This is a genomic window from Rossellomorea aquimaris (assembly GCF_001877785.1).
Classification (GTDB): domain Bacteria; phylum Bacillota; class Bacilli; order Bacillales; family Bacillaceae_B; genus Rossellomorea; species Rossellomorea aquimaris_A.
The window spans coordinates 272,411-296,746 of record NZ_MINN01000096.1; the positions used below are offsets into that span (position 1 = coordinate 272,411).

Genomic DNA, 24,336 nt, shown 5'->3' on the forward strand with positions numbered 1-24,336 from the left:
CGCTGCAGCGTAAATGAATCTCTGTAGAAAAGGTTTCTACAATCCCTTATATATGTTGACGGTATTTCTGATGTACGTAATCTCCGCTATAGCCAACACTATTTCTTTTGATATGAATAAGATAATGATGCGTATGAAGACCTTTTAGTCAGCAAAAGGTTGAATTTATTCGTTCGTAGGAGATGAATCTTTCACCATGCAGACGATTATTTTTCTCGGCAGCAATAAATCAGGCTCCTCCCGGGATGCCATTAGGGCTGCATCAGAAATGGGCTATTTTACAGTCCTCTTGACCGACAGAAGGAAATGGATGAAACAAAGAGAAGAATTCCCTGATGTTCATCAGCTTGTGGTAATGAACCGGCTGTCGGACAGGGAAGAAATTCACGTGCAGCTTTCTAAAATCAATAATCAGGGGAAACAGGTAAAAGCGTTTGTCAGCTTCATCGATCCGTATGTTAGTCTCGCAGCAGAAATTTCCAGGGAGCTCGGCCTTCAGGAGGTATCCGTTGCAGCATTATTCAACATGGAGGATAAAACAAGATTCAGGGATGTTTTAAAGAATAATCCCGTGACTCCGCACTTCTCCGTCTGCCATTTAAATCAAGATGAAAATGAACTGTTCGATCAGCATATCAAGAAACTTCCGGTCATCGTAAAATCCCCGGTCTCAAACGGCTCGAAAGACGTCATGAGAGTCAACTCAAGGGAAGAATTCTCAATGGCTGCCTGTTATTTCAAAAACCAGCTGGGCCCTTCCCAGCTTTTAATAGAAGAGTTCGTCACAGGCCCCCAGTATTTGATAGAAGTGCTCGTTCACCAGTCCAAGACAACCATCGTGGCCATCATCGAGCAGGAAATATCAAGTATGCACCGATTCATCATCACAGGCTATCACATGCCGGCAGCGCTTAACGAATATGCACGCGGCAGACTGACGGAGTCAATTGAGCAGATCATGGAGGATATAGGATTGACCCACGGCACATGTCATCTTGAGATGAGGTGGACAGAAGGCGAATGGAAGCTGATTGAAATCAATCCTCGTATTTCGGGAAGTGTAATCAACCAGATGATACTTGAATCGACCGGGATCAGTCTGGTAAAGGAAACGTTAAAGCTGTACCTGGGTGAAGAACCTGACCTCACTCCTTTAAAGAATGAATATGTTTCTGCAGAATTCATTACGGTGGAAACACAAGGAAGACTCGTGAAAGTGACTGGTAAAAACAAAGCGAAAAGAATGGATGGCGTGAAGAGAGTGTATGTCAAGCCGCGCAAAGGAAGCGTCCTCAATCCTCCTTTATCGATGGGGGACCGGTATGCCTACGTTCTTGCCAGTTCATCTGACCCCCTGGAAGCAAAGGAAATTGCAAAGAAAGCGGCAGAACAAATTAAGTTCTATATAGAACCATTGTAGGTGATGTTCATGACATTAATCGGCATGCTTCATTACAGGAAGAAACCTCATGGAGTGAAAAAAGCTTTTGCATGTGCCTCCATTGCAAAGATGCACGGTGTGGAATTCGTATATTTCTCCTACCGGGCAGTGGATTTTGCACAAAAAAGAATACATGGCTGGGTTTACATTGAAGGGAGATGGGTGCAGAAGTCCGTGGATTTCCCAGATACCATCATCAATATCAGTGCACCCAAGACAGAGAAGCAGTCCAATATCAGAAAAGCCTTAAAGCGGAATATCCCTTTTATCAGCCATTCAATCGGGAACAAGATGAGCGTCTTCCGGAAAATTGAAGAAGGGCAGCTGTTTTCCCATTTCCTCATTCCCACAATCAACGTCACTGCATTCGATGAAGTACTCCCTTTTTTAAAGAAATTCACACGTCTTGTCATCAAGCCGCATTCAGGAAGTAAAGGACGCTCCATCCATTTCATCACACTCATTGAAGAGGATAAGATCCGTTGTGTTACCGGACTCGATGTGACCATTTATTCAATTGAAGAGTTTAAGTCTTTCATCCAGAAGCTGACGAGTGAGCAGAAATATTTGATGCAGCCATTTATAGAATGCAAGACAAAATCCGGCTTGACCTACGATTTCCGCCTGCACGTGCAAAAAAATGAGACAGGAAAGTGGACGGTCAATTTAATTTATCCACGGGTGAGCGGAAGCGGAAGGTTGACCAGCAATATCAGCAGCGGAGGATATCGTGGTGAATTGATTCCTTTCCTGGTGGAGGAATTCGGGAATGAATATTTTGATATCAAGCAATTATTGGAGTACTTTGCAGTCGCTTTTTCCACCCACTTCGAAAGCCTATTTAAGAATCGTGCATTTGATGAATTAGGGATCGATGTGGCAATCGATCAGAATCACCGCCTATGGATTTATGAGGTCAACTGGCGGCCTGGAAGTAAAAACAGGGAATTTTCAGTGGCAAAGAATCTCATCCCTTATGCACGTTATGTCGCCGAATCCAAGAGGAAGAAAAGAAGGAGAGTACAGTGAAATCATTACATTTACATGAAATTCTCCCTGCTATCAAGGGAGAGATCGTAAAAGAAGGACCACCTGTCACCTTAAAGAAAGTGATCACCCAAAAAAAGAAACTCCGAAATGGTTCGCTGTTTTTTTGTCTGGACCGCAATCTGGGAAAAACGGACTTAAAAAACACCTTACCCCCATGTGTCATAATCACAGACCGCCTTCAAAAACTGAAGGACAGCACAGGAGATGCCACCATTGTAAAGGTAGGTAATATCAAAGAGGCTTATCACCGTTTCCTTTTATTTCATAGAAGATCATTCGATATTCCGATCATTGCCATAACAGGGACTTCAGGAAAGACGACCACAAAGGAAATGCTCCGGCATATCCTTTCAGACGGCCACAATGTAAAAGCCACCCTGGGAAACTATAACCTGTTCCGGTCCAACGCCTCGGTGCTGGCAAACTTCGAAGAAAAGACAGACTTTGGCGTATTCGAGTTCGGCGTGGGTAAAACGGGGAACCTGGACAAATGCAGCAAGTATTTCGGCCCGTATTCAGCGCTTATCACCGGGATAGGTTCGGACCATATTGAAAGATTCGGCTCTCCTGAAAAATACAGGGAGGAAAAACTCAAGATCCTGAATGGCGTCGGGGATGGCCGCCTGATTTTTTTAAATGCGGACTGTCCGAACACGGTTGAGGCCGTGCATAAACTGAACCTCACCCCCATATGGTTCGGGACGGACAGCAAAGCGGATTACAAGGCGGAAGACATACACTTTTCCCGGCATGGGATGGAATTCACATTAACCTATGAAAATAGAGCGTACCCTGTCATCGTACCGGGGCTCGGTGAACACAATGTATATAATGCCCTTGCCGCACTGGCCTCTGCTCATTCTCACGGGATTGACCTTCAGTCAGCAATAAGAAGGCTGAAGTCATTCCGCCCTTTAAAGCGTCATCTGGAAATGAAAAAGGGAATCAAAGGCTCTACTCTGATTGATGATACGTGGAATACAAATTCCAGCTCCGTTCATGCTGCACTTTCAGTTCTAAAGGAAATCTCTAGCAATAAACACTCTATTGCCGTAATTGGAAAAATCAGTGAACTTGGAGCTGAAGAGAAAGCTGAACACAAAAAAATAGCCGGGATGGTCATCGATAACCAGCCTTCCACCCTTATCACAATCGGGAAAACCGCCTCCACCATTGGAAAAGAAGCCTTAAAGCTCGGAATGGATGCAGAAAACATCCATATGTGCGAAAAGCCTGAAGATGCCTTTTCTCTCATTCAAAAGCTGGCGGGGCCTGAAACCATCATCCTTGTAAAAACATCGATGAGAGAATCATTCCGCGGGTTCCTCAAAAAACTAAAAGCATGATAAAACGCCTCTGTTACTCACTTCGTGAATAACAGAGGCGTTTTCAATGAGGCAGCTTAAAATCCTGCCAGTGACTTTGCATAACGCATATTCTCATGCCTTATCTTATTAACAAGTGACTTATCCCCGGCAAAAGTCGCCACATAGTCATTCGGATTGCGGTGATTGATTTCAATAAGCCATATATGGCCATCCCTGTCGATCCCGATATCGATTCCCAGCTTCCCAAAAAGAAAACCGCAATTCTCAATCGTGGCAGCCGCCATTTTAGCAAGATCCTCCATTTCCCTCAGATATTCCATCTTCTTGTCAGGAAACATTTTTTCCAAGGTGTGTGCAGCCTGTTCAACCTTCCCCCCTCTATGACGGTTGCTCACAATATGCCCTTTTACCCCGTTCCTTCCCATGATTCCAAAGTTCTTCCACTCTCCATTCCTGTCCTTGATCATAATCACACGGAAGTCAATGATCGACTCATGAAATTGCAGCTCGAGGGGCTGCTGGAGAATGAATTTTTCTTCCCCAAAAGTATTTTGAAGAAACTCCCCTGCTTCAACGGTATCATGAAAGAAATAGTCGTTTTTACTATCCTCGGCAATGTGCTGTACGAACAATCCATCTTCTTTTTGTTCGATCTTCGCCACGCCTTTGCCCTGCATTCCCTTAATCGGTTTGATATAAGCCGCTTTAAACTTTTCAAGCATGTACTCCACATCGTGAATGTGTTTGAAAATACGGGTGACAGGCAAATAAGCATTCAGTCCAGACGCATGTTTAAACCATGAGTACATCTCCCATTTTGTGAATGTAGAAGAATTGAAAATACGATTCCAGATGATTCTCTCAAACTCCTGATGCAGTTCCTTTTTCAATGAAGCCCTTTTAAAAATCGATGAAGGAAAGGGGTAGATCCCTTTGACCCACTTTTTTTCAATTGGATCATAAAGATAACCAAAAATGAGCTTTTTATCAAAATCGATCCCTTCGTTCGAAAAAGCGATAATGGCACCGTTCACCTTATGATATTTCCTCACATATCTTCCAAGCTTTTGGACCTTTTCGTCCAGCTTCCGGATCGTTTTTGCCGCCACTATGCCGATGAGCGGACCAATTTGGATTTCATCGTCCCGATAAACGATTTCATATGCAGGAAGGAGGGGCAGCATCAGTGAATCGATAACATCGCCAGTCATGATCATTTTTCCTATGTGTATTTTTTTGGAGGGGATGACTTTCACTTCGCATGTCTGAAGCCCGAACCTTACTGTTACCTTCATATTCACAGACAGCTCGCAGTTCTCGATCAAATCCGGATGCATAATGATGCGATATCCTTTTTCTTCCCCTTTTTTCACCCTGAACCATGATTTCATTCTTTCACCCCGATTACTGTTGTCGCTTTTACACCTTACTATACTATGAGTATCTTAAAGTATGTGCCAATTACCAATAACCATTTCCGCTTCATTTAAATATACATAGAAGTGACTGAATAAAAGCAGGAGTTGAAAAGAAAAATGACGCAGAACTATATAGGTGTGATCCTGCCGGATGGTATCTTTGACAGGCTGTCCGCGGGTAAAAGCCAGATAAACGTACGGGCATATCAGGAAGCAGCCGATCACTTCGGCCTTATTCCGGTCTTCATGAAGCTTAAGTGCCTCAAACCAGGAGAGGACAAAGTACAAGGTTTCCTAAAAAAAGGAAAGGGTTATGAACTGGTTACTGTCAGTCTTCCTAAAGTGATCTATACACGCAGCTTTCTTTCAAAAAAGCAGAGTACCTTCCTCGATGAAAAAAACGTTCAATTCTACAATAAAAAAGGCATCAGCCACAATAAATTCAGGATGCATGAAATCATGAGTGAAGATGCCGAAATCGCGGATTCACTTCCTGTAACGGTGAAAGGGACTGAAGATAACCTGAAGATGATGCTGGAAAAGCACCGAAAGCTGATCCTAAAACCAGCAAAAGGAAGCCTTGGCGGCGGCATCATGAAAATAACCAGTGATGATTCAGGGATGTACCATTTGAAGTACCCCCTCGCGAGAAGGAAGTGGGAAGAAATTCAGTTTAAAGAAGAGATTCCTGAGATAATCAGGCAAGCCTTCAAAAAAAAGCTGTATATCATCCAGGAAAACATTGACCTTGCCACTTACAAAAAGCGTCCGTTCGATCTAAGGGTAGTCGTTCAGCGTGATCATACCGGGGAATGGGTGGTCGCCGGGATTCTCTGCAAAGTCTCACCATCTAAGGATCAATTCGTAACAAACATCAGTCAGGGGGGAAGCTCCCTCTCTTTCGATCAAGTCGTAAAAGGCCATTCCTACCTCTCCTACAAGCAGACGTATCAAGCTATTTCTTCGCTTACATTAAAAATGGCAAAGCATCTGGAGCAATACACCGAACATATTGCAGATATCGCTTTTGATATCGCCTTGGATAAAAAAGGGAAACCTTTTTTCATTGAAAGTAATTTCCGTGGAAGGTACGGAAATGTACGCTATAAGGGGAAGCGGTATGAAGAGTGGAAGGCAAAACACTTCAACCCAATCGGTTACGGCAGATATTTATTAGATCGGATGAATTGAACCAGCATAAGAAAAGGGAACCGGTCAGGTTCCCTTTTCTTATGCCGCGATATTAATTGAGGCATATTTACATTTACTGATTACATACGGTTCCTTTCAGGGAAAAATTCATTCCAGCTCATGATCCTCACTTTCTCCCTCAATAAATAAAAGAGAACGCCCAGCGCCATCAGGATCATGACCATAATGGGCGGGGAAAATTGCTTGATATACTGTCCGAAGACGGTGTAGAAAAATGCGAGTGGGATGTTGGATATGATGGCAGCGCGGACAAAAGGCTTGAACTGGGGATTTTTCTGCATCAGACAAAGGTTGAGCAGCTGGTAATGGATAAAGGGGATAAGACGCAATATCGCAATCTGTCCGGTGGTCAAATCAGCGCTTTTGCCGAACCACTTTTCCTTCAGTCTCAACAAACGTTCATAAAAAGACGTAAAGCTTTTGATGGCAAAGTAAAAAATAATGGATAAAAGCGTTAATCCGATCAGCGAGTAAATCGTACCGAGAATACTCCCAAAGAGGATGCCTCCAGCCATACAAACCAGGGCCACGGGGATAAAGAGAAACTGCCTAAGGACATGAAACAATATAAACAGAACAGGAGCGATGTATCCACTAGCTTCCATGATGGCGAATGCTGCTACTAATCGGTCGTCCATAGCTAATGACCTCCTTCTGTTGCTGCCTCTACTCTCTACAGTTTATACATTCTGTCTACACTATATGACAAAAGGAGAAGACTTATAGGCAGAAGGAGCTTGTCCGCTTACTATTCTTCACACCCCTTGATTGATCCAGATGAAGAGGATGCTGTGGACGATGACCAGGAACGGGAATCCCATCGCAAACAGTCTGTGCTTCGTCTTATGCCTGTAGACCTTCATGCCGATATACGAACCGATGCTTCCCCCGATCACTGCCACGGTCCATAGCGTCCGCTCACTGATCCTGTACTCATTCCGCTGCGCCTTCTTCTTATCCCTCCCCATCAGAACGAACCCGATGATATTTATGACGAGGATGTACATGTATAGGAGATTTAGTAAAGATTCCATAATGGTTACCTTCTTTCAATCAAATTATGTTGGTTAACATTCTAACTAAAATAAATATTGAAGTGTTAATTACCGCTATTGATTTCCGTGCAAGACTACGCTTTCCGCGGGTAGCCCGTGAGCCTCCTCGTCACTGCGTTCCTGCGGGGTCTCACATAAGCTACTCTTCCCGCAGGAGTCTTCGTCTTGCACTCCAATCAACCGCTGGTGACATTCCAAACCAAAGAAAAAAGTTTAACTGAGTAATAATAAGCCTCGAACCTTTTATAAAAATTCATTTAAAATACTATATCTCTGTGTGGAAATATCTTGAGATTACTGAGTATATTAGGCGGAAGTCACATGACTCCGACGGGAAATAGAGGAAAGGTCGAGTCTCCGTTAGGAATCTTTTGCTTGCAGCGGAAAGGAACGGGATCATGTTACTTACATTAAGAAAGGACTGACCCATGAGGCCAGTCCTTTGTCTGCTGCACGAGGCAAGCAGATATTATTTGTTAAGTTGAGCTTTAGCAGCTTCTGCTAATTGATTGAATGCTTTTTCGTCAGCAATCGCAAGTTCAGCAAGCATCTTACGGTTAACTTCGATACCAGCAAGCTTCAAACCGTGCATTAAACGGCTGTAAGAAAGACCGTTCATACGAGCAGCCGCATTGATACGTGTGATCCATAATTTACGGAAGTCACGTTTCTTCTGGCGACGGTCACGATAAGCATACATGTATGATTTCATGACTTGTTGATTTGCTACTTTATATAAAGTGTGTTTAGAACCGAAATAACCTTTTGCTAACTTAAGAACTTTTTTACGACGTCTGCGTGTTACTGTTCCGCCTTTTACGCGTGGCATAATAATTCCCTCCTATTTCTTACGTGCTTTTTATTTAAGGTTGTCAAGCATATGACGAATGCGTTTGAAATCTCCTTTAGAGACAACAGCTGCTTTACGAAGTTTACGCTTCGCTTTAGTAGATTTGTTTGCGAATAAGTGGCTTGTGTAAGCGTGAGAACGTTTAAGTTTACCAGAACCTGTTTTCTTGAAACGCTTAGCTGAGCCGCGGTGAGTTTTCATTTTTGGCATGTGCTTTTCCTCCTCGGGTCCTTTATTTTTCGTTAACTGGTGCTAGCACCAAGAACATGCTGCGACCATCCATTTTCGGCTTTGATTCAACAGTTGCAAGATCTTTACACTCTTCAGAGAAGCGATCCAGTACACGTTGACCAATTTCTTTGTGCGTAATCGCACGGCCTTTAAATCGGATTGACGCTTTTACTTTGTCTCCTTTTTCAAGGAACTTGCGTGCGTTGCGAAGCTTTGTATTGAAATCATGCTCATCAATCGTAGGGCTCAAGCGCACCTCTTTAAGGTTGATGATCTTTTGATTTTTACGTGCTTCTTTTTCTTTCTTTTGCTGTTCAAATTTAAACTTTCCGTAGTCCATGATGCGGGCAACGGGTGGTTTGGCATTTGGAGCAACAAGAACAAGATCAAGATTTACACGCTCAGCGATTTCCAGGGCTTCATTCTTGGATTTGATTCCAAGCTGCTCGCCGTTTTGATCGATAAGACGTACTTCACGGGCACGAATGGTTTCGTTTAAGATCATGTCTTTGCTAATAATTAGCCACCTCCAAGGTTTATTAAAAGAATACAACGGCTTTGGTCTCAGGCACCCGCACGTTTTTGTCTGCACAAAAAAAGATGCGGGTGTCGAAACACCCGCATCTGATTATAAAGCATCTATAAAAAGCTTTAATAGTCATTATCATACCTGGCAACTGCTCAAGAGGGCGTCATTCAGGTGAGAAGCGGGTAGCTTCTTCTTGTACCAAACTGTATTCAATTCACCTTAGATACTATATCACATGACATAAGTGATGTCAAACTATCGTTCTGATGTCACAACGTTTCTTATAATAGCAGACATCTTGTTTGAGTGCAATAGTTTTTTTGGAATGTAGTTATGTATCAGGTGATATGAAGCGTAAGATTGTCTTGTTACGGGTTGAAAATTCCATTTTAATGGAAAAACTTTTAATTTTGGCGGGAAATCTTTGAATTTATGAAAGTAATCTTTGAAATCAGGTCATTAATCTTTTAATTTCCCCGAATAATCTTTAAGTTTTTAACAATAATCTTCTATTTCACCAACTTCACCCGAAACAAACCGCTATCGTATGATCGACTAAAAAGAACGGACCTGAAACCAGGTCCGTTCCTCACCTATCTAATTATCGTTTTGCTTCTTTCACAATGTTTTCTGCGAATTGATCCAGTGAAATGGTCTCTGACTTTTGCTCGCCGTATTTACGTACGTTGACGGCGCGGTCTGCAATTTCATTATCACCGAGAACAAGCATGTATGGCACTTTGCTCATCTGTGCTTCACGGATCTTATAACCCATCTTCTCATTGCGGTCATCGATTTCAACGCGAAGGCCTTCTGCCTGCAGCTTCTCTTTTACTTCTTTTGCATAGTCGAAGTGTACATCAGGTGAAACTGGAATCAGCTGAACCTGTACAGGCGCTAACCAAGTCGGGAATGCCCCTTTATATTCTTCGATCAGGAAGGCAACAAAGCGTTCCATTGTCGATACGACGCCGCGGTGGATAACGACCGGACGATGCTGTTTTCCGTCTTCACCGACGTAAGATAAGTCGAAACGTTCCGGGAGAAGGAAGTCAAGCTGTACAGTGGATAATGTCTCTTCTTTACCAAGAGCTGTCTTCACCTGAACATCAAGCTTCGGTCCGTAGAATGCCGCCTCTCCTTCAGCTTCGAAATAATCAAGGTCAAGCTCATCCATCGCTTCCTTGATCATTCCCTGTGCACGGTTCCACATTTCATCGTCATCGAAATACTTTTCAGTATCTTCAGGGTCTCGGTAGGACAACCGGAAGGAATAATCACTGAGATCGAAATCCTTGTATACTTCCTGGACCAGACGGACAACTCGTTTGAATTCTTCCTTGATTTGATCAGGGCGGACGAAGATGTGAGCATCGTTCAGTGTCATCCCGCGGACACGCTGCAGTCCTGAAAGCGCCCCTGACATTTCATAGCGGTGCATCAAACCGAGTTCTGCTATGCGGATCGGAAGTTCACGGTAGCTGTGGATATCATTTTTATAAATCATCATATGGTGCGGGCAGTTCATCGGGCGGAGAACAAGGTCCTCGTTATCCATTTCCATTACCGGGAACATGTTCTCCTGGTAATGATCCCAGTGTCCGCTTGTTTTATAAAGATCGACGCTTCCCATGACAGGAGTATAAACGTGATCATAGCCGAGCCGCTCTTCTTTATCGACAATATATCGTTCGATGATACGGCGGATAGTCGCTCCTTTCGGGAGCCACATTGGAAGGCCCTGACCTACTTTTTGTGAATTCATGAATAGATTCAGTTCTTTACCGATTTTGCGGTGATCCCGCTCTTTCGCTTCTTCAAGGAGACGCAGATGTTCGTCGAGGTCCGCTTTCTTGAAGAACGCAGTACCGTAAATGCGCTGAAGCATCTTATTGTCGCTGTTTCCGCGCCAGTATGCACCTGCAATGCTCAACAGTTTGAATTCTTTGATTTTGTTTGTGGATGGGATATGGACTCCTCGGCAAAGGTCAAAGAATTCACCCTGCTCATAAATCGAAACCTGCTCGCCTTCAGGGATCGCTTCAAGAAGTTCAAGCTTGTATTCGTCACCGACTTCTTCATAAATCTTCTTCGCTTCGTCCCGGCTTACTTCTTTTCTGATGACTTCGAGATTTTCACCTGTGAGCTTCTTCATTTCTTTTTCAATAAGAGGAAGATCTTCAGGAGTGAAAGTATGTTCGGAATCAATATCATAGTAGAAACCGCCCTCGATTACCGGACCAATTCCAAGCTTTGTTTCCGGGTAAAGGCGTTTAATTGCCTGGGCCATCAGGTGAGCCGTACTGTGACGGAGGATTTCCAGCGCTTCTTCGCTGTCCGGCATGATGATTTCAATTTTTCCATCTTCCATGATTCCAGTGCGCAGATCGATCAAATGATCATTTATCCTACCTGCAATCGCTTTTTTCTTCAGCCCCGGGCTGATAGATGCAGCAATGTCCTCAGTGCTTGTTCCTTTTGGAAACTCCTTCACATTTCCGTCCGGGAACGTAATTTTAATCAGTTCAGACATGTGTATTCACTCCTTTAATTTTTTCAGGGTAAAATAAAAAACCCCGCCCCTTCATAATTGAAGGGACGAGGTTTATAGATAAACTCGTGGTTCCACCCAACTTCTCATCCGCTCCCAAAAAGAGTGGATGACTTCATTGAAAACGAATAACGACATTTAGCCGTCAATCCTTAACGGGGCCGGCGGCCATTTCAGGATTGAAGTTCCGAGGCGGTAAATATTACTGTCGAATTAGGAAGCTTGCAGCCGTGGCTCCCCTCTCTGTGAATCGAATAGGAATATTGTTGTCCTCTTCATAACCTTTACCTTATAGACTTATTATGTAGGTATTATAATCGGTTATGCAGCCAAAAGCAAGGGCAAAACGGAAAAATAGGCTTCCTATTCATTTGCAATATCAACGGAACGATAAAGGAGCGTTTCAGGAAAATAATGATGTGGAAGAAGCTCGATCCTCTCTTCAAAGATATTCTGAAGGGTCCTCAGTAAATTATGTTCCCCGTTCCCGTAAACGTATATCTTGTCCGGAGCAATCGATAGCAGAGGTGCAATCGTATACGAATCGACATAAAGGGGATGATTGGACAAAAGCCGCTTGTCTATGAAAGCAGTGAGCTCTTCTCTTAATACTTCCTTCATATTCTCATCGAAAAACCGAAAACCAAAGCCGGTGGAGTAAAGATGGATTGTATCGAGCTTTTTCTCCCTGGAAGCCAAGTATTCCCTCAGCATATGAATGAACATTTGATATTCCTGTTCCATCTTGTATTCATCAATTGCAAGCTCCACCATTTCAGTCATCCGCAGGTGCAGCTTTTTGAGCCGGAACGTACTGAAGGAATCGAATGAGATAGGAGAGTTGCCGTCGAGCAGCAAATCAAGGCTTTTCTTGATAAATGACGACTCATCCAATTTTTCGATAAGCTGGTCCAGCTCGGGACGTTCCCCCATTCTCATGTCTGAAATGATTTCCAGTATCTGCTCAATTTCATGGGCATCTTCGTAATAAAATTGGGTCCTTAGAATGTCTTCCGCCCAGTCGATGCACTTATCGAAAAGGATGTACTCCGTTGTCCCTTTGAGCAGCCGTTCTCCACCGTTATGGGAAGTTGAAACATCTATAGTAAGATTATAATGGGTTTTATGTTGAAAGAGCGTTTCGTGAAACCAAGATTGCAAATCAAATTTGGTCAGGTATCGTTGAAGCTTTAGTGCATCATTTTTCTGTCTGAAAATGAATTCAATCAAACTTGCTCCCCTCCTTAAAGCCGGAATCCCTGCTTTATATATATGGGGGGCTTGTATGAATTAGAAGTTTGATTGTGAAATTAATTGCATAAGTTTTGTTCTTTATCACCGTTGTTGATTTCCGTGCAAGACTTCGCTTTCCGCGGGTGACCCGTGAGCCTCCTCTTAAAAGGAATCAATGTCTGGCTGCATGGCTTAGAGGCACATATCATAAGTCAACTCGGCCAAGAAGGCAAAGAACGCCTTCGTGGCCGATTCACCTTATGCAACACGCCTCTTTTCAAAGCCCTTCCGCTTTTCTGATAGGAGTCTTCGTCTTGCACTCCAATCAACAGCTCGATACGTGTTTTTACAAAAATAATACTTTTACATAGTTATAAAATACCTTTAATGACCTGCAATAAAAAAGAAAAGGATTTTCACCTTTTCTTTTTCATGGATTCTATTCCCTTCTATTCCTGCCATCTATTAACACGGGTTTAGCTAGGTATTTGATTCTTTCCATGATTCTCGCTGCTTTCAGCTTTTCTTCCTCGCCGCGCTGGGTGTAGGTCAGGTGATGCGTAAGTTCTTCAAAGTTGAAATTCGATGTGAAGAAGGTAGGAAGATTCTCAAGCATCCTGTACTGCAGGATCGTCCCGAGGATTTCATCCCTTCCCCAGCTGGACATGGTTTCCGCCCCGATGTCATCCAGCATCAAAACAGGTGCCGATTTTACTGCATCAAGTTTTTCGTTAAGAGAATTATCACCAAGGGATTGCTTGATTTCGCGGAAAAACTCAGGCACGTATACAATCATGGATGCCACTTTATTCTCTGCGAGTTCATTTGCAATCGCACCGAGGATATAGGATTTCCCCACACCGAACTTCCCGTAGAAATAATATCCTTTCATCCGCCCTTCAACTGAATAGGTTTCAACGAAATTTTTTGCGAGACGCACGGCTTCCAAACGGCTCTTCGAATCAAGGTCGAGAGTTGAGAAGGAAGCTTGAAGAATATCTTTCGGTACATATAGACTTTTTATCAGCTTCTGGGAACTTGTGCGTTCATCATGCACTACTTTTCGCGGACATCTGTGGTATTCGATGTCAATCGTATTCCCGCGGATCACCAGGTGGGGGTCGTATCCCTGCATCATGTTTTTGCACTCTTGAAGGGAGGGACATTCGCTGCATTCCTTGCTTTGGGAAATGTATTCATAAAGCTTCATCAGACTTTCATTCACCATCTCGGATGTGACTGTGTCACGATGCCTGCTGATGAAATCCCGAACATCCCGGTTTTCAAGGATTTCTTTTTTCATTTTTTCATAGCGCTCCTGAAAGGAACCCGAGGCCGCCAGCTTCTTGAGCGTATTATTGATTTTTTCCATTTTATCTTTCACCTACTTCCGGAATTTTTTCAATTCTTCTTCCAGCTTTTTCTTTTCAGCTTCAAAGTCATAATCATCGTTATCGGAAGGGGATGGGGTTTCATCCGTATTCGCTCCCTCTTGGAACCAGTCCGGAAGCTTTTCCGTCCGTATCGGTTTCTTTCTTTTGAATTTATTTTCTTTTTTCCCCTGCGCCCACTCAAGGTACTGCTGATGTTCTTTTTTAGCCAGATCCATTGCTTGCGCGGCAGTCGTCACTTTTTTGCGCACCCAGTGCGAAGCTATTTTCTCCATGTATCCTTTCGTAAGCTTCATATCGGTTTTCAACAAGACGTACTGAATGAGCACGTTCATTACCCCGATTGAAAGCTTTTGTGAAAGCATGACTTCTTCAACAGCCTGGAGATCCGACTTTGAAGGAGAACTTCCATTCGAAATATCGGCAAGGACATCTTTTGGTGAGGTCGTTTCCAGATAATCCAGCAGTTCTTCTTCTTTTGTGAGCTGCTTGTCCGTTGTCTTGTTCTCCCTTACTGCTTTTGTCCTTGCAGTCAGTTCCGGCAGGTTGTCACCAGATTGCAGCTGATACCAGTCCCTTGCTGCTTTTCTTAATAATTCAAGGTCAATCTCATCTTCTGAGTCAATCGCGCCAAGCAGCAGGTTTTTCATTTGAATCGGGTCAATCCCATATAAATAACTTAACTTCACAACCGTTTCTTTCACTTTCACGTTGAATGCTTTTCTCGGCACCATTGCTTCTGAAAGGCCTGAAAGAAGTAATTGAAAATCAAAATCCACTTCATCCAGCGGCAGTCCCGACCCGTTGCTATACTGTACGAACTTTCTACCGGTACCTGACTCTGAATCCGCATTCGCATCATGCTGAAGGAAATTAATATTCTGTTCCGAAGTAAATACATCCTGAAATGATCGGGTAGTTTCGCTGTATTGATCCTTCTCTACAGCCTGGTCAGTAAAGAAGTTCTTCAAGCGCATATAGTGGGTCCTGCCAATTTTTTGATAAAGATATACATTCAGCATACCATCATGAAAAAACTCCTGAGGCGAGAGCGGCCTCTGCAACTCATAAACAAATCTGCGCTCCCCGTCGCTTTTCTTCTCATAAACCTTCAATAATCCAATGCCTTCAAGCTTAAGCCGGGCTTCATATACTTCCTGAAGGTTGGCCGAAAGAACGTTCATTAAGTGATAATGGGCTGACTCGAGGGACCAAAGCCGGTTCTCCTCCACTTCTCCCCACAGACTCATGAACAGACTGTAAGGGGCTGAGCCGATTAGAGGCTGATAAAGGAACGTGATGATTTTCCGGTCGTATTCCTGCAGCATTCCATTTGTCGCTACTGTATAGTGATCGATCGGCTGTATTTCATTCCAATGCTTCTTCATCGTTTGATTCTACCTTTCAAGAAAAACTCTGATATATACCGCTGCAAAGTTCTGCAGCCCTAAAAACAATAAAGAGAAAAAGAGCTAAAGAAAGTCTCTTCAGCTCACCATTTCACTCTTTTTTTATTAACTCTTTTAACTCATCAATGAAAACATTGATGTCTTTGAATTGTCGATAAACAGATGCAAAACGCACATATGCTACTTCATCGACTTTTGCAAGTTCATCCATCACCATCTCTCCGATTTTGACAGACTTAACTTCCGACGCCCCCTGGTTCCTGAGCTCTTTCTCAATTTCCATTGAAATCTTCTCCAGGCTTTCAAGAGGTACCGGCCGCTTTTCACATGCCTTGATCAGCCCCCTAAGGATCTTTTCGCGGCTGAACTCTTCGCGGACACCTTCTTTTTTCACGACAATCAGAGGCAGCTCCTCCACTTTTTCGAATGTGGTAAACCGGAAGCTGCACTCTTCACATTCTCTGCGCCTTCTGATCGAGCGTCCTTCATCAGCGGGACGGGAATCGACTACGCGGGTCCCATTATGCTGGCATGACGGGCATTTCATATTATCAGCTCCGTTTTAACAAACTATTACTTTTATCATATTAAAAAGCAGTCATTTAAACAAGCAAATCACGGAATTACCGTTATTTTACCTTCGTCAGCCGACTGTCCAGCCTGGAGTAGTAATGTCCGATTTGAGCTTTCAGGACTGTATATGTACCAAAAATCTTTCCTCTGTCGGCGCTCACCTTGAAGTCGACAGCCGTTTCGAGCGGACGGACTGTGATTACTGTGGCGACAATAAACAGCCGGGGAGTCCCGTTTTTACGGACTGTGATTTCCCCCCGCTCCTTTGATTCTGAGATGACTTCATATTCTGAAGAAGAGAATAATTCAAGAACGGCACTATATGCAGCACCATGCATCGCTTTATAATAACGTGAACGGAGATCGGGATCTTCGTTCCGGTCCGACGTTTCACATTCAGATTGGAATCTTTTTAACAGGGTCTTTAATCCACTCATTTATCTGCCTCCCTTTATTTAACCCTATTTTACACGAAAACGGTTGCGTTGAAAATTGGTACTTGTTAAACGTGACTTTCATAGGGGGATAAATCCAAGGGTGACAGGGGATCTTTCAAACATCAAAAAAGAGATGCATCGGTATGCATCTCTTACATTATTAATATTAAAGTGCCTGCGCCTGTGATTTTTTCACTTGAACAGGACCCATTCCCCTAGGCAGCTCGATCGTTTCACGAGTATCTGCTCCAAGAGCTTCTGCAATATAATCAGCAGCAATATTAGGATCTAAATCACCGCATGTATATACATCTATACTGGCATAACCATGTTCAGGAAAGCTGTGAATGGTCAAATGTGATTCAGAGATGATCACAACACCGCTCACGCCTTGAGGAGCAAATTTATGAAAGGCTACCTCACGGATTTCAGCACCTGATTTAAGTGCAGCATCTACAAACGTTTTTTCAATTCCTACAACATCGTTAAGCTTTTCGAAATCACAGCCCCAAAGTTCTGCAATTACATGACGACCCATTGTTTCCATTGATCGTTTCCCCCTTTGACATAGTTTTTTTCGTCAAAATGAACGAATCCCTCAGCAAAATCTTAACTACCACGGGGGAAAGTTAGTCCGAAGAGGTCCTAACCCTTTAAGTAGCTAAATCAGTATTCATCTGCCATTAAGAAGTTCACGAAAAATAGTATACTTTGTTTGATATTCTTTTGCAATAAATTTATTAAAAGTTTTTTAATGGCCCTCAAAGCCGCTGTTGATTTCCGTGGAAGACTCCGCTTTCCGCGGGCGGTTGGTGAGCCTCCTCGGCTTCGCCTGCGTGAAGAAAAGCAGAGGGGCTTCGCTCAGAGGCGGTTGGCATAAGTTGGATCGGCCATGAAGGCGTTTTTTGCCTTCTTGGACGAGTCGGCTTATGACTTGTGCCTCTAAGCCCCGGAGCTGGACAGGTCTCACCTAACTCGCTTTTCCCGCAGGAGTCTGCGTCTTTCACTCCAATCAACAGCTGGAATGGCCTATATACTTTCAGAACCCGTTATTATTACAGCAGCTAAATTTCCTGATTTCCGAGAACACTTTTGGAAATATTTTATTAAAAAGAAAAGAACGTCCCGGGGGACGTTCGAGTGGTTTTGCTTATTGTTTTTTTGGGTTCTTTCAAACGTTTACTTCTGTTTTGGCTTCCATTTTGGATGCAACGTATTTGGCGAGGTCGACTACGCGGCAGGAGTAGCCCCATTCGTTGTCGTACCATGCGAGCACCTTTACTTTACGGCCGCCCATCACCATTGTTGACAATCCGTCTATGATCGCCGAGTGCGGGTTCGTGTTAAAGTCGATGGATACAAGTGGTTCCGTTGTATATTGCAGGATTCCGTGCAGGGATCCCAGTGATGCCGTGATGAATGCTTCATTGATTTCTTCCGCTGTTACATCCCTCTTCACATCTACTACAAGGTCAACAAGCGAAACATTGGGTGTCGGTACGCGAAGTGCCATCCCGTGCAGCTTCCCATTCAATTGCGGAAGGACGAGTGACAGCGCTTTCGCAGCCCCTGTCGTTGTAGGAATAATCGATTGTCCGCAAGCCCTTGCCCTGCGAAGGTCCTTATGAGGGTTATCGATATTCTTTTGATCATTTGTATATGCATGGACAGTCGTCATCAACCCATTCTCGATTCCAAACTGCTCATCCAGCACCTTCGCAACAGGAGCGAGGCAGTTTGTCGTACAGGATGCGTTGGAAATAATGGAGTGCTCTTCGATATTTAATGCGCTTTCATTTACTCCCATGACAATCGTCACATCTTCATTTTTCCCTGGAGCTGTAAGGATTACTTTTTTAGCGCCGGCTTCCAGGTGAAGGCTTGCCTTTTCCTTGGAATTGAATTTTCCCGTTGCTTCGATCACAATATCGATATCCATTTCGTTCCAAGGTAATGCTTTAGGATCACGATTACTTAATAGTTGAACTTTTTTCCCGTTAACGATGATAGCATTCTCTTCTGTCAGTACTTCTCCCTCGAATGTACCGTGATTTGTGTCATACTTAATCAAATGTGCCAACGTGGCAGCTGGGTAACTTGCGTTAACCGCCACTACTTCCAGGCTTTCGTCCAAGATCGCTTTTCTGAAAACCATTCTCCCAATTCGTCCAAAACCGTTAATCGCAATTTTCGCCTTCATAAATCCGGCTCCCCTCTATATTAATGTTATACTTATATGTTCATTAACTAAAAATAGTATAACATATTTAGAGAAATAGTTAATAAGTAATTTGCGGATTTTTAATGTTTTATTATTCTGACAAATTATATTCTGATTCTATGTAAAAAATGACGCAAACACTTAGAAATCCCGCTTCTATACCTTGGCTTTTGTTTTAGTTATTTTATAAGTGATAATTTGCCTTTTCACATTGAAAAGAGTTGAATTCTTACTAAAAGCGGCTAAGATTTTACCAAGTTACATGCAATTTGTCCCATTATTTTACGTTCACCCTTGCTTTCTAACATGCAGCCTTCAGGATATTATCAAAACCGGCCACTTTATTATCAAAAATCCAATTTTATTATCAAAAACAGGAATATATTATCAAAAACGACCCTTTTATTATCAAATCGAAAAATCCAGCCATTAAATACCACATAAGGTATAACTTAACCATTTAGATAATCGACAAAAAATAAAACCGACAAGAAGCAAATTCCTGTCGGCATATGTTAAGTATTATGGTCTCAAATCCCACTCATTTAAAATCTTCTCTAGCTGTTCTTCGGTTTCTTCGATTGTTCCGTTATTGTTAATGACTGCGTCGGCGAGGCCGATTTTTTCTTTTAGCGGGAATTGGGATGCGATTCTGGATGACGCTTCTTGTTCTGTGAATTGGTTTCGTTTCATTAATCGGGATAATTGGGTTTCGCTGTCTACATATACGACGATTGTCCTGTCCACCATCCATGTCAGTTCGCTTTCAAAGAGGAGCGGGATATCCATGATGATGGTGTTTTTCCCTGACTCGATGGCCTGATCTTTTTCTGAGAGCATCAGCCCCCGGACTGCAGGGTGGACGATGCCGTTCAGTTTTTTTCTCATTTCTTCATTATGAAAGACGATATCGCCGAGTTTTGCACGATTGATGGTGTCATCTTCCTTGTTCAGGATGCTTCTGCCGAATTCCTCGACGATGGCAAGGTAAGCCGGCTGTCCGACCTCAACAACCTGTCGTGCGGCAAGATCTGCATCGATCACCGTATATCCCTTATTCAAAAGCATATCCGATACAGTACTCTTTCCGCTTGCGATTCCGCCTGTCAATCCTAGAATGGTTGCCATATTTCGATTCCTTTCTTAATGCAGATGTTCAAGTTCACAATATCAATGTTAAAACCGAAGGATTCCTATAAGTATCAGCAGGACCCCCGGCAGGAAAGCCACCCGCTGGATCCACTTTAAATGGGATAGGGACCGCCCCATCCTCAGCCCTGTCGATAAGAAAATAAAACTCATGCAGAGAATGGCCGCCGCCAATACCAGCGGTGAGAAATCCAGGAGAGCCGCCCCGATCCCTGCTCCGAAAGCATCGAGTGATAGGGCAATCCCGAGCATGAATGCCTCGATGCCGGTAATTGTCCCGGACCGGTCAAAGTCTGCCGTTAATGGGCGCCTCAGGATCTGGATGACCAATCCGATGGACTTTATTTCGAAATTGATGAGCGTCTTCTCTTCTGAAGCCCGGGTATCCGTTTCTTTTTCCGGTCTGAAAAATTGATACAGTACAAGAGCCCCTATCACGACAAGGATGAGCCCGCCGATCCTTCCCGCCCATACGGGGGTGATGAACGACTGGACTGCCCCTCCGACCAACATGGCGGCGAGCAGTGAACTTGCCGAACAGATCGAGATGATACTGATTGATTTTACAGGAATTTTCACTTTTCTTAATCCGTACGTTAAACCTGTGCCTAAACTATCTAGACTTACAGCAAATGCAAGCAGCAGCAAGGAGATTGTTTGAGTCATCTAAAGCCCTCCCATAAATCATTACAATACTATATGGCAAGGGCTTATCAGATGTTAAATGTCCTTCGGCTCAGGGTTGCTTCTGGCAGCGGGGGCAATAATGGGTACCCCTTCCGGCTGAAACCTTCTTTTCAATCGGGGTACCGCAGACCCTGCATTCTTCGTCCTTCCGGCTGTATACGAACAAGTTTTGCTGAAACATTCCCATTTGTCCCTGTGAGTTCACATATGACCTGATCGTGCTGCCGCCCATCTCGACCGCTTCCCTCAATGTTTCGATGATCATGCGGTGTAATCCACTCACTTCTTCCGCGGTGAGGGATTTGGCTTTCCGGTCAGGGTGGATGCCCGCACGGAACAATGCCTCATCCACGTAAATGTTCCCGAGCCCGACCATTACCGATTGATCCAATAAGGCGGCTTTTACAATTCGTTCCGTTTTCTTAAGCTTCTGCTGGAGATAACCGACGGTGAATTCTTTATCAAAAGGCTCTGCCCCCAATTGAATCAGGGGCCGGTGAAGAATTTCTTCTCCTTTTTTAAACAGATGCATCGTGCCGAATTTCCGGACATCCCGGTATCTCAACTCCGTACCATCTGTAAAATGAAAAATGACGTGTGTATGTTTTTCCACTGGATCCTCTTCATTGTAAAGCCCGTACTTTCCTTCCATCCTTAAATGAGACACCAGGGACAGTTCATTCATATAGAAGATCAGGAATTTCCCTCTCCGCTTCATTTCAAGGATTTCCTGGCCGCGGAGAGCTTGAACGAACTCTTCTGTATCTTCCGGGTGTTTGATCATTTTGGGCCAGAAAAGAGAAATACCTTCTATCTTTTTCCCTATAACAAGGAGTTCAAGGGTTCTTCTTACCGTTTCCACTTCAGGAAGCTCTGGCATAGGGGCACCTCCTCATGACTTGCTTATTTTGCATCGTACCAGGTAGGGCCGTAAGAATAATCGACCTTGAGGGGAACCTCCAGTTCCATCGCATTTTCCATTACTTCCGGTACGATTTTCTTCAGTGTTTCAATTTCATTTTCAGGTGCTTCAAAAATCAATTCATCATGCACCTGCAGCAGTAAGCGTGATTGAAGGTTTTCCTCTTTCAGGCGCAAGGCCATATCGATCATCGCTTTCTTGATGATATCGGCTGCACTTCCCTGGATCGGGGTATTCATGGCTGTTCGTTCCGCAAAGCTTCGCAGATTGAAATTCCTGCTCGTGATCTCAGGCAGATAGCGGCGGCGGTTCAGAAGTGTGTTGACGAATCCTTTTTGTTTCGCTTCCTGAACGATATCATCCATATACTCTTTGACGCCCGGGAAACTTTCCAGATACTTCTTGATGAACTCCCCCGCTTCCTTCCGGGTGATATCAAGGCTCTGGGAAAGCCCGTAGTCACTGATTCCGTAAACAATCCCGAAATTGACCGCTTTGGCATGACGCCTCATATTCGAGGTCACTTCTTCCTTGGAAACACCGAAAACATCCATTGCCGTTTTCGTATGGATATCCATGTCGTTACGGAATGCTTCGACCAATTTCTCATCGCCTGCAATATGGGCAAGCACCCTGAGTTCGATCTGTGAATAATCGGCGGCAAACATGACCCAGCCCTGTTCAGATGGAATGAAGGCCTGGCGTATCTTCCTGCCTTCCTCAAGCCTGATCGGGATATTTTGCAGGTTCGGATCGATTGAACTCAATCGGCCTGTCTGCGTCAAGGCCTGATTGAACCGTGTATGGATTTTGCCGGAATCCTCATGGATCACTTTAAGGAGGCCTTCAAGATAAGTGGACTGCAGCTTCCCTAATTGACGATAATGCAGGATATAGTCAATGATGTCATGCTTGGATTGGAGTTTTTCCAATACATCTGCAGAAGTTGAGTAGCCTGTCTTGGTCTTCTTGACGACCGGAAGTCCCAGCTTTTCAAAAAGGATGACACCAAGCTGTTTCGGGGAATTGATGTTGAAGTTTTCCCCTGCAAGCTCATGGATTTTAACCTCAAGTTCCTCAATCCTGCTGCCCAGTTCTTCTTTCATATCGAGTAAACGCTGTTTATCAACTTTTACCCCGGTATACTCCATTTCAGCAAGAATCAATGCCAAAGGAAGTTCGAGCTCATTGATCAGGTCAAATTGTTCGTTTTCCTCGAGTTCCTTCGTGCAGACTGACTCTAGTTCAAAGATGGCAGCTGCCTTTCTGGCCAGGTGCTCTGAAAGATTCTCCTCCGCAGGCACTTTCTGTTTCGCTCCCTTGCCGTAGACCGCTTCATCGCTGTCCACTGCAGGAAGGCCGTGTGTTTTTGCAATCGAGGCAAAATCGTCACCTGAAGAAGATGGGTTCAAAATATAGGACGTCAGGGATAAATCGAATACAATACCCTTGATATCGATGCCGTGCCTTTTCAGTGAAACGACTGTCTGTTTCGAATCGTACACATATTTTCTATTCTCATCACTTTCCGCCCAGTTTTTGAAGTCTTCCGATTTCAGTGCTGCATCCAGTGAAAAATAGAACGTCCCTTTCTCATTGTGCATGCTCATTCCGATGATGGAACCGAGATGGTAGTTGTCTTCGAGCATCTCGATATATAATGAACTTTCTTTCCCTAGATGTTTCCCTTCGATTTCTTGAAGGATTTCATATGAGATTTCTTCTAATTCCTGTACTTCTTCCTGAGGTGTTTCCCCCATTTTTTCAAGGAGGGAATTGAAGCCGAGATCCTTGAACACTTCCTTGAGCTTGCTTGCATCCATACCTTCATAGTCCAGTTCGTCCACTTTGATCTCAATCGGAGCTTCACGGAGAATCGTCGCCAGTTCCTTGCTCATGACGGCAGATTCTTTATGTTCCTCGAGTTTCTCTTTCAACTTTTTCCCGCTTACCTCGTCGATGGATACAAGCAGTTTTTCAACCGTACCAAATTCCTTCAGTAATTTGATCGCAGTTTTTTCCCCGACACCCGGCACACCCGGGATATTATCGGAGCTGTCGCCCATCAATCCTTTCATATCAATGATCTGATCCGGGGATATCTCCCACTTTTCCTTGATATGGTCAGGCGTATAGATTTCAAGATCGGTGATGCCTTTTCTAGTGATGCATACGGTCGTTTTATCCGTGCTGAGCTGGGTCAGGTCTTTATCACCGGAAAAAATCTTGACTTCATATCCGTCCGTTTCTGCCTGCAGGGAAAGGGTGCCGATGATATCGTCCGCTTCATAGTTTTCCTTTTCATACCGTTTGATGCCGTAAGCATCCAGAAGCTCCCTGATATAGGGGAATTGTTCAGAAAGTTCAGGTGGGGTCTTCTGTCTCCCTCCCTTATATTCCTTGAATGTCTTATGCCTGAAAGTGGTCTTGCCTGCATCGAATGCGACCATGATATGGGAGGGCTTTTCATCTTCCAGGATCTTTTGCAGCATGGTGGTGAAACCGTACACCGCATTTGTATGTACACCTTTATCATTGTTCAACAGCGGCAGGGCAAAGAATGCCCGGTATGCGATACTGTTCCCGTCAATCAATACTAACTTCTTCGCCATAAATGGACCTCCTTAAAAGGGTAAACTGTTCTTCTAT

The 24,336-nt window shown here is 43.8% G+C and carries 22 protein-coding genes, 1 pseudogene and 1 other annotated feature; of the genes and pseudogenes, 4 read left to right on the forward strand and 19 right to left on the reverse strand.

From position 1 onward, the window contains the following. Positions 1 to 196 precede the first annotated feature (196 nt). Genes BHE18_RS13890 through BHE18_RS13900 form a run of 3 tightly spaced genes read left to right on the forward strand, consistent with a single transcriptional unit; the run spans position 197 to position 3,837 of the window. Positions 197 to 1,420, forward strand: coding sequence for an ATP-grasp domain-containing protein (locus BHE18_RS13890; protein ID WP_071619147.1), 1,224 nt, complete (start codon positions 197 to 199; stop codon positions 1,418 to 1,420). A gap of 9 nt (positions 1,421 to 1,429) precedes the next feature. Then, positions 1,430 to 2,470, forward strand: a complete 1,041-nt coding sequence (locus BHE18_RS13895; RefSeq protein ID WP_071619148.1) for a YheC/YheD family endospore coat-associated protein — start codon at positions 1,430 to 1,432, stop codon at positions 2,468 to 2,470. Next, a complete protein-coding gene (locus BHE18_RS13900; RefSeq protein WP_071619149.1) occupies positions 2,467 to 3,837 on the forward strand; it encodes a Mur ligase family protein in 1,371 nt (456 codons plus the stop codon). The genes BHE18_RS13895 and BHE18_RS13900 overlap by 4 nt, the downstream gene beginning before the upstream one ends. A 56-nt stretch (positions 3,838 to 3,893) precedes the next feature. Here the strand turns inward: BHE18_RS13900 and BHE18_RS13905 are convergent, their stop codons facing one another. Continuing rightward, complete coding sequence (locus BHE18_RS13905; RefSeq protein WP_071619150.1) at positions 3,894 to 5,210, reverse strand: YheC/YheD family endospore coat-associated protein; 1,317 nt, start codon at positions 5,208 to 5,210, stop codon at positions 3,894 to 3,896. A 144-nt stretch (positions 5,211 to 5,354) separates the two neighbouring features. Here BHE18_RS13905 and BHE18_RS13910 point away from each other — a divergent pair, with 144 nt between their 5' ends. Beyond that, positions 5,355 to 6,428 (forward strand): YheC/YheD family protein, encoded by a 1,074-nt coding sequence (locus BHE18_RS13910; RefSeq protein ID WP_071619151.1) that lies wholly within the window; start codon positions 5,355 to 5,357, stop codon positions 6,426 to 6,428. An 80-nt stretch (positions 6,429 to 6,508) separates the two neighbouring features. Here BHE18_RS13910 and BHE18_RS13915 read toward each other — a convergent pair whose 3' ends face one another. The 18 genes and pseudogenes from BHE18_RS13915 to polA all read right to left on the reverse strand — a co-directional run bounded on the left by BHE18_RS13915 (position 6,509) and on the right by polA (position 24,299). After that, positions 6,509 to 7,087 carry a TVP38/TMEM64 family protein gene (locus tag BHE18_RS13915; protein ID WP_071619152.1) on the reverse strand — a complete coding sequence of 193 codons (579 nt, stop codon included), beginning with the start codon at positions 7,085 to 7,087 and terminating at the stop codon, positions 6,509 to 6,511. Between the two features lie 117 nt (positions 7,088 to 7,204). After that, a complete protein-coding gene (locus BHE18_RS13920; RefSeq protein WP_071619153.1) occupies positions 7,205 to 7,483 on the reverse strand; it encodes a DUF1294 domain-containing protein in 279 nt (92 codons plus the stop codon). 19 nt (positions 7,484 to 7,502) lie between these two features. Continuing rightward, positions 7,503 to 7,684, reverse strand: a pseudogene (locus BHE18_RS23635) (hypothetical protein). 289 nt (positions 7,685 to 7,973) lie between these two features. Then, positions 7,974 to 8,333 carry a 50S ribosomal protein L20 gene (gene rplT, locus BHE18_RS13925; protein ID WP_032087388.1) on the reverse strand — a complete coding sequence of 120 codons (360 nt, stop codon included), beginning with the start codon at positions 8,331 to 8,333 and terminating at the stop codon, positions 7,974 to 7,976. Positions 8,334 to 8,363: 30 nt separating this feature from the next. Further along, positions 8,364 to 8,564: a 50S ribosomal protein L35 gene (gene rpmI / locus BHE18_RS13930; protein WP_032087387.1), complete on the reverse strand. Its 201-nt coding sequence runs from the start codon at positions 8,562 to 8,564 to the stop codon at positions 8,364 to 8,366. 22 nt (positions 8,565 to 8,586) lie between these two features. Beyond that, on the reverse strand, positions 8,587 to 9,090 hold the full coding sequence (gene infC / locus BHE18_RS13935) for a translation initiation factor IF-3 (RefSeq protein WP_141771888.1): 504 nt from the start codon (positions 9,088 to 9,090) through the stop codon (positions 8,587 to 8,589). Positions 9,091 to 9,173: 83 nt separating this feature from the next. Beyond that, positions 9,174 to 9,315 (reverse strand) — a sequence feature (ribosomal protein L20 leader region). A 400-nt stretch (positions 9,316 to 9,715) separates the two neighbouring features. Next, positions 9,716 to 11,647, reverse strand: coding sequence for a threonine--tRNA ligase (gene thrS / locus BHE18_RS13940; protein WP_071619154.1), 1,932 nt, complete (start codon positions 11,645 to 11,647; stop codon positions 9,716 to 9,718). Positions 11,648 to 12,028: 381 nt separating this feature from the next. Continuing rightward, complete coding sequence (locus BHE18_RS13945) at positions 12,029 to 12,895, reverse strand: putative sporulation protein YtxC (RefSeq protein ID WP_071619155.1); 867 nt, start codon at positions 12,893 to 12,895, stop codon at positions 12,029 to 12,031. Between the two features lie 442 nt (positions 12,896 to 13,337). Continuing rightward, a complete protein-coding gene (dnaI, locus tag BHE18_RS13950; protein ID WP_071619156.1) occupies positions 13,338 to 14,270 on the reverse strand; it encodes a primosomal protein DnaI in 933 nt (310 codons plus the stop codon). A 12-nt stretch (positions 14,271 to 14,282) separates the two neighbouring features. Further along, positions 14,283 to 15,677 (reverse strand): replication initiation and membrane attachment family protein, encoded by a 1,395-nt coding sequence (locus tag BHE18_RS13955; protein WP_071619157.1) that lies wholly within the window; start codon positions 15,675 to 15,677, stop codon positions 14,283 to 14,285. Positions 15,678 to 15,789: 112 nt separating this feature from the next. Continuing rightward, positions 15,790 to 16,245 carry a transcriptional regulator NrdR gene (gene nrdR / locus BHE18_RS13960; RefSeq protein WP_071619158.1) on the reverse strand — a complete coding sequence of 152 codons (456 nt, stop codon included), beginning with the start codon at positions 16,243 to 16,245 and terminating at the stop codon, positions 15,790 to 15,792. A gap of 82 nt (positions 16,246 to 16,327) precedes the next feature. Then, the gene (locus BHE18_RS13965) at positions 16,328 to 16,708 is read right to left on the reverse strand and encodes a hypothetical protein (RefSeq protein WP_071619159.1); all 381 of its coding nucleotides are present in this window, start codon (positions 16,706 to 16,708) and stop codon (positions 16,328 to 16,330) included. Positions 16,709 to 16,874: 166 nt separating this feature from the next. Beyond that, entirely contained in the window at positions 16,875 to 17,255 is a 381-nt protein-coding gene (gene speD / locus BHE18_RS13970; RefSeq protein WP_071619160.1) for an adenosylmethionine decarboxylase, read from the reverse strand. Positions 17,256 to 17,879: 624 nt separating this feature from the next. After that, positions 17,880 to 18,908, reverse strand: a complete 1,029-nt coding sequence (locus BHE18_RS13975) for a glyceraldehyde-3-phosphate dehydrogenase (RefSeq protein ID WP_071619161.1) — start codon at positions 18,906 to 18,908, stop codon at positions 17,880 to 17,882. A gap of 543 nt (positions 18,909 to 19,451) precedes the next feature. Next, a complete protein-coding gene (gene coaE / locus BHE18_RS13980) occupies positions 19,452 to 20,057 on the reverse strand; it encodes a dephospho-CoA kinase (protein ID WP_071619162.1) in 606 nt (201 codons plus the stop codon). Positions 20,058 to 20,105: 48 nt separating this feature from the next. Beyond that, positions 20,106 to 20,744, reverse strand: coding sequence for a sporulation membrane protein YtaF (gene ytaF, locus BHE18_RS13985; protein ID WP_071619163.1), 639 nt, complete (start codon positions 20,742 to 20,744; stop codon positions 20,106 to 20,108). Between the two features lie 70 nt (positions 20,745 to 20,814). Continuing rightward, positions 20,815 to 21,645, reverse strand: a complete 831-nt coding sequence (mutM, locus tag BHE18_RS13990) for a DNA-formamidopyrimidine glycosylase (protein WP_071619164.1) — start codon at positions 21,643 to 21,645, stop codon at positions 20,815 to 20,817. A 23-nt stretch (positions 21,646 to 21,668) separates the two neighbouring features. After that, the gene (polA, locus tag BHE18_RS13995; RefSeq protein ID WP_071619165.1) at positions 21,669 to 24,299 is read right to left on the reverse strand and encodes a DNA polymerase I; all 2,631 of its coding nucleotides are present in this window, start codon (positions 24,297 to 24,299) and stop codon (positions 21,669 to 21,671) included. Positions 24,300 to 24,336: the final 37 nt, after the last annotated feature.

Bases quoted from the DNA above. Each gene is read 5' to 3' on its own strand.
- BHE18_RS13915 (WP_071619152.1), bottom strand. From the start codon at position 7,087: ATGGACGACCGATTAGTAGCAGCATTCGCCATCATGGAAGCTAGTGGA.
- nrdR (WP_071619158.1), bottom strand. From the start codon at position 16,245: ATGAAATGCCCGTCATGCCAGCATAATGGGACCCGCGTAGTCGATTCC.
- dnaI (WP_071619156.1), bottom strand. From the start codon at position 14,270: ATGGAAAAAATCAATAATACGCTCAAGAAGCTGGCGGCCTCGGGTTCC.
- BHE18_RS13955 (WP_071619157.1), bottom strand. From the start codon at position 15,677: ATGAAGAAGCATTGGAATGAAATACAGCCGATCGATCACTATACAGTA.
- BHE18_RS13905 (WP_071619150.1), bottom strand. From the start codon at position 5,210: ATGAAATCATGGTTCAGGGTGAAAAAAGGGGAAGAAAAAGGATATCGC.
- BHE18_RS13895 (WP_071619148.1), top strand. From the start codon at position 1,430: ATGACATTAATCGGCATGCTTCATTACAGGAAGAAACCTCATGGAGTG.
- speD (WP_071619160.1), bottom strand. From the start codon at position 17,255: ATGGAAACAATGGGTCGTCATGTAATTGCAGAACTTTGGGGCTGTGAT.
- BHE18_RS13890 (WP_071619147.1), top strand. From the start codon at position 197: ATGCAGACGATTATTTTTCTCGGCAGCAATAAATCAGGCTCCTCCCGG.
- rplT (WP_032087388.1), bottom strand. From the start codon at position 8,333: ATGCCACGCGTAAAAGGCGGAACAGTAACACGCAGACGTCGTAAAAAA.
- rpmI (WP_032087387.1), bottom strand. From the start codon at position 8,564: ATGCCAAAAATGAAAACTCACCGCGGCTCAGCTAAGCGTTTCAAGAAA.
- ytaF (WP_071619163.1), bottom strand. From the start codon at position 20,744: ATGACTCAAACAATCTCCTTGCTGCTGCTTGCATTTGCTGTAAGTCTA.
- thrS (WP_071619154.1), bottom strand. From the start codon at position 11,647: ATGTCTGAACTGATTAAAATTACGTTCCCGGACGGAAATGTGAAGGAG.
- infC (WP_141771888.1), bottom strand. From the start codon at position 9,090: ATGATCTTAAACGAAACCATTCGTGCCCGTGAAGTACGTCTTATCGAT.
- polA (WP_071619165.1), bottom strand. From the start codon at position 24,299: ATGGCGAAGAAGTTAGTATTGATTGACGGGAACAGTATCGCATACCGG.
- BHE18_RS13975 (WP_071619161.1), bottom strand. From the start codon at position 18,908: ATGAAGGCGAAAATTGCGATTAACGGTTTTGGACGAATTGGGAGAATG.
- BHE18_RS13910 (WP_071619151.1), top strand. From the start codon at position 5,355: ATGACGCAGAACTATATAGGTGTGATCCTGCCGGATGGTATCTTTGAC.
- BHE18_RS13965 (WP_071619159.1), bottom strand. From the start codon at position 16,708: ATGAGTGGATTAAAGACCCTGTTAAAAAGATTCCAATCTGAATGTGAA.
- BHE18_RS13920 (WP_071619153.1), bottom strand. From the start codon at position 7,483: ATGGAATCTTTACTAAATCTCCTATACATGTACATCCTCGTCATAAAT.
- mutM (WP_071619164.1), bottom strand. From the start codon at position 21,645: ATGCCAGAGCTTCCTGAAGTGGAAACGGTAAGAAGAACCCTTGAACTC.
- coaE (WP_071619162.1), bottom strand. From the start codon at position 20,057: ATGGCAACCATTCTAGGATTGACAGGCGGAATCGCAAGCGGAAAGAGT.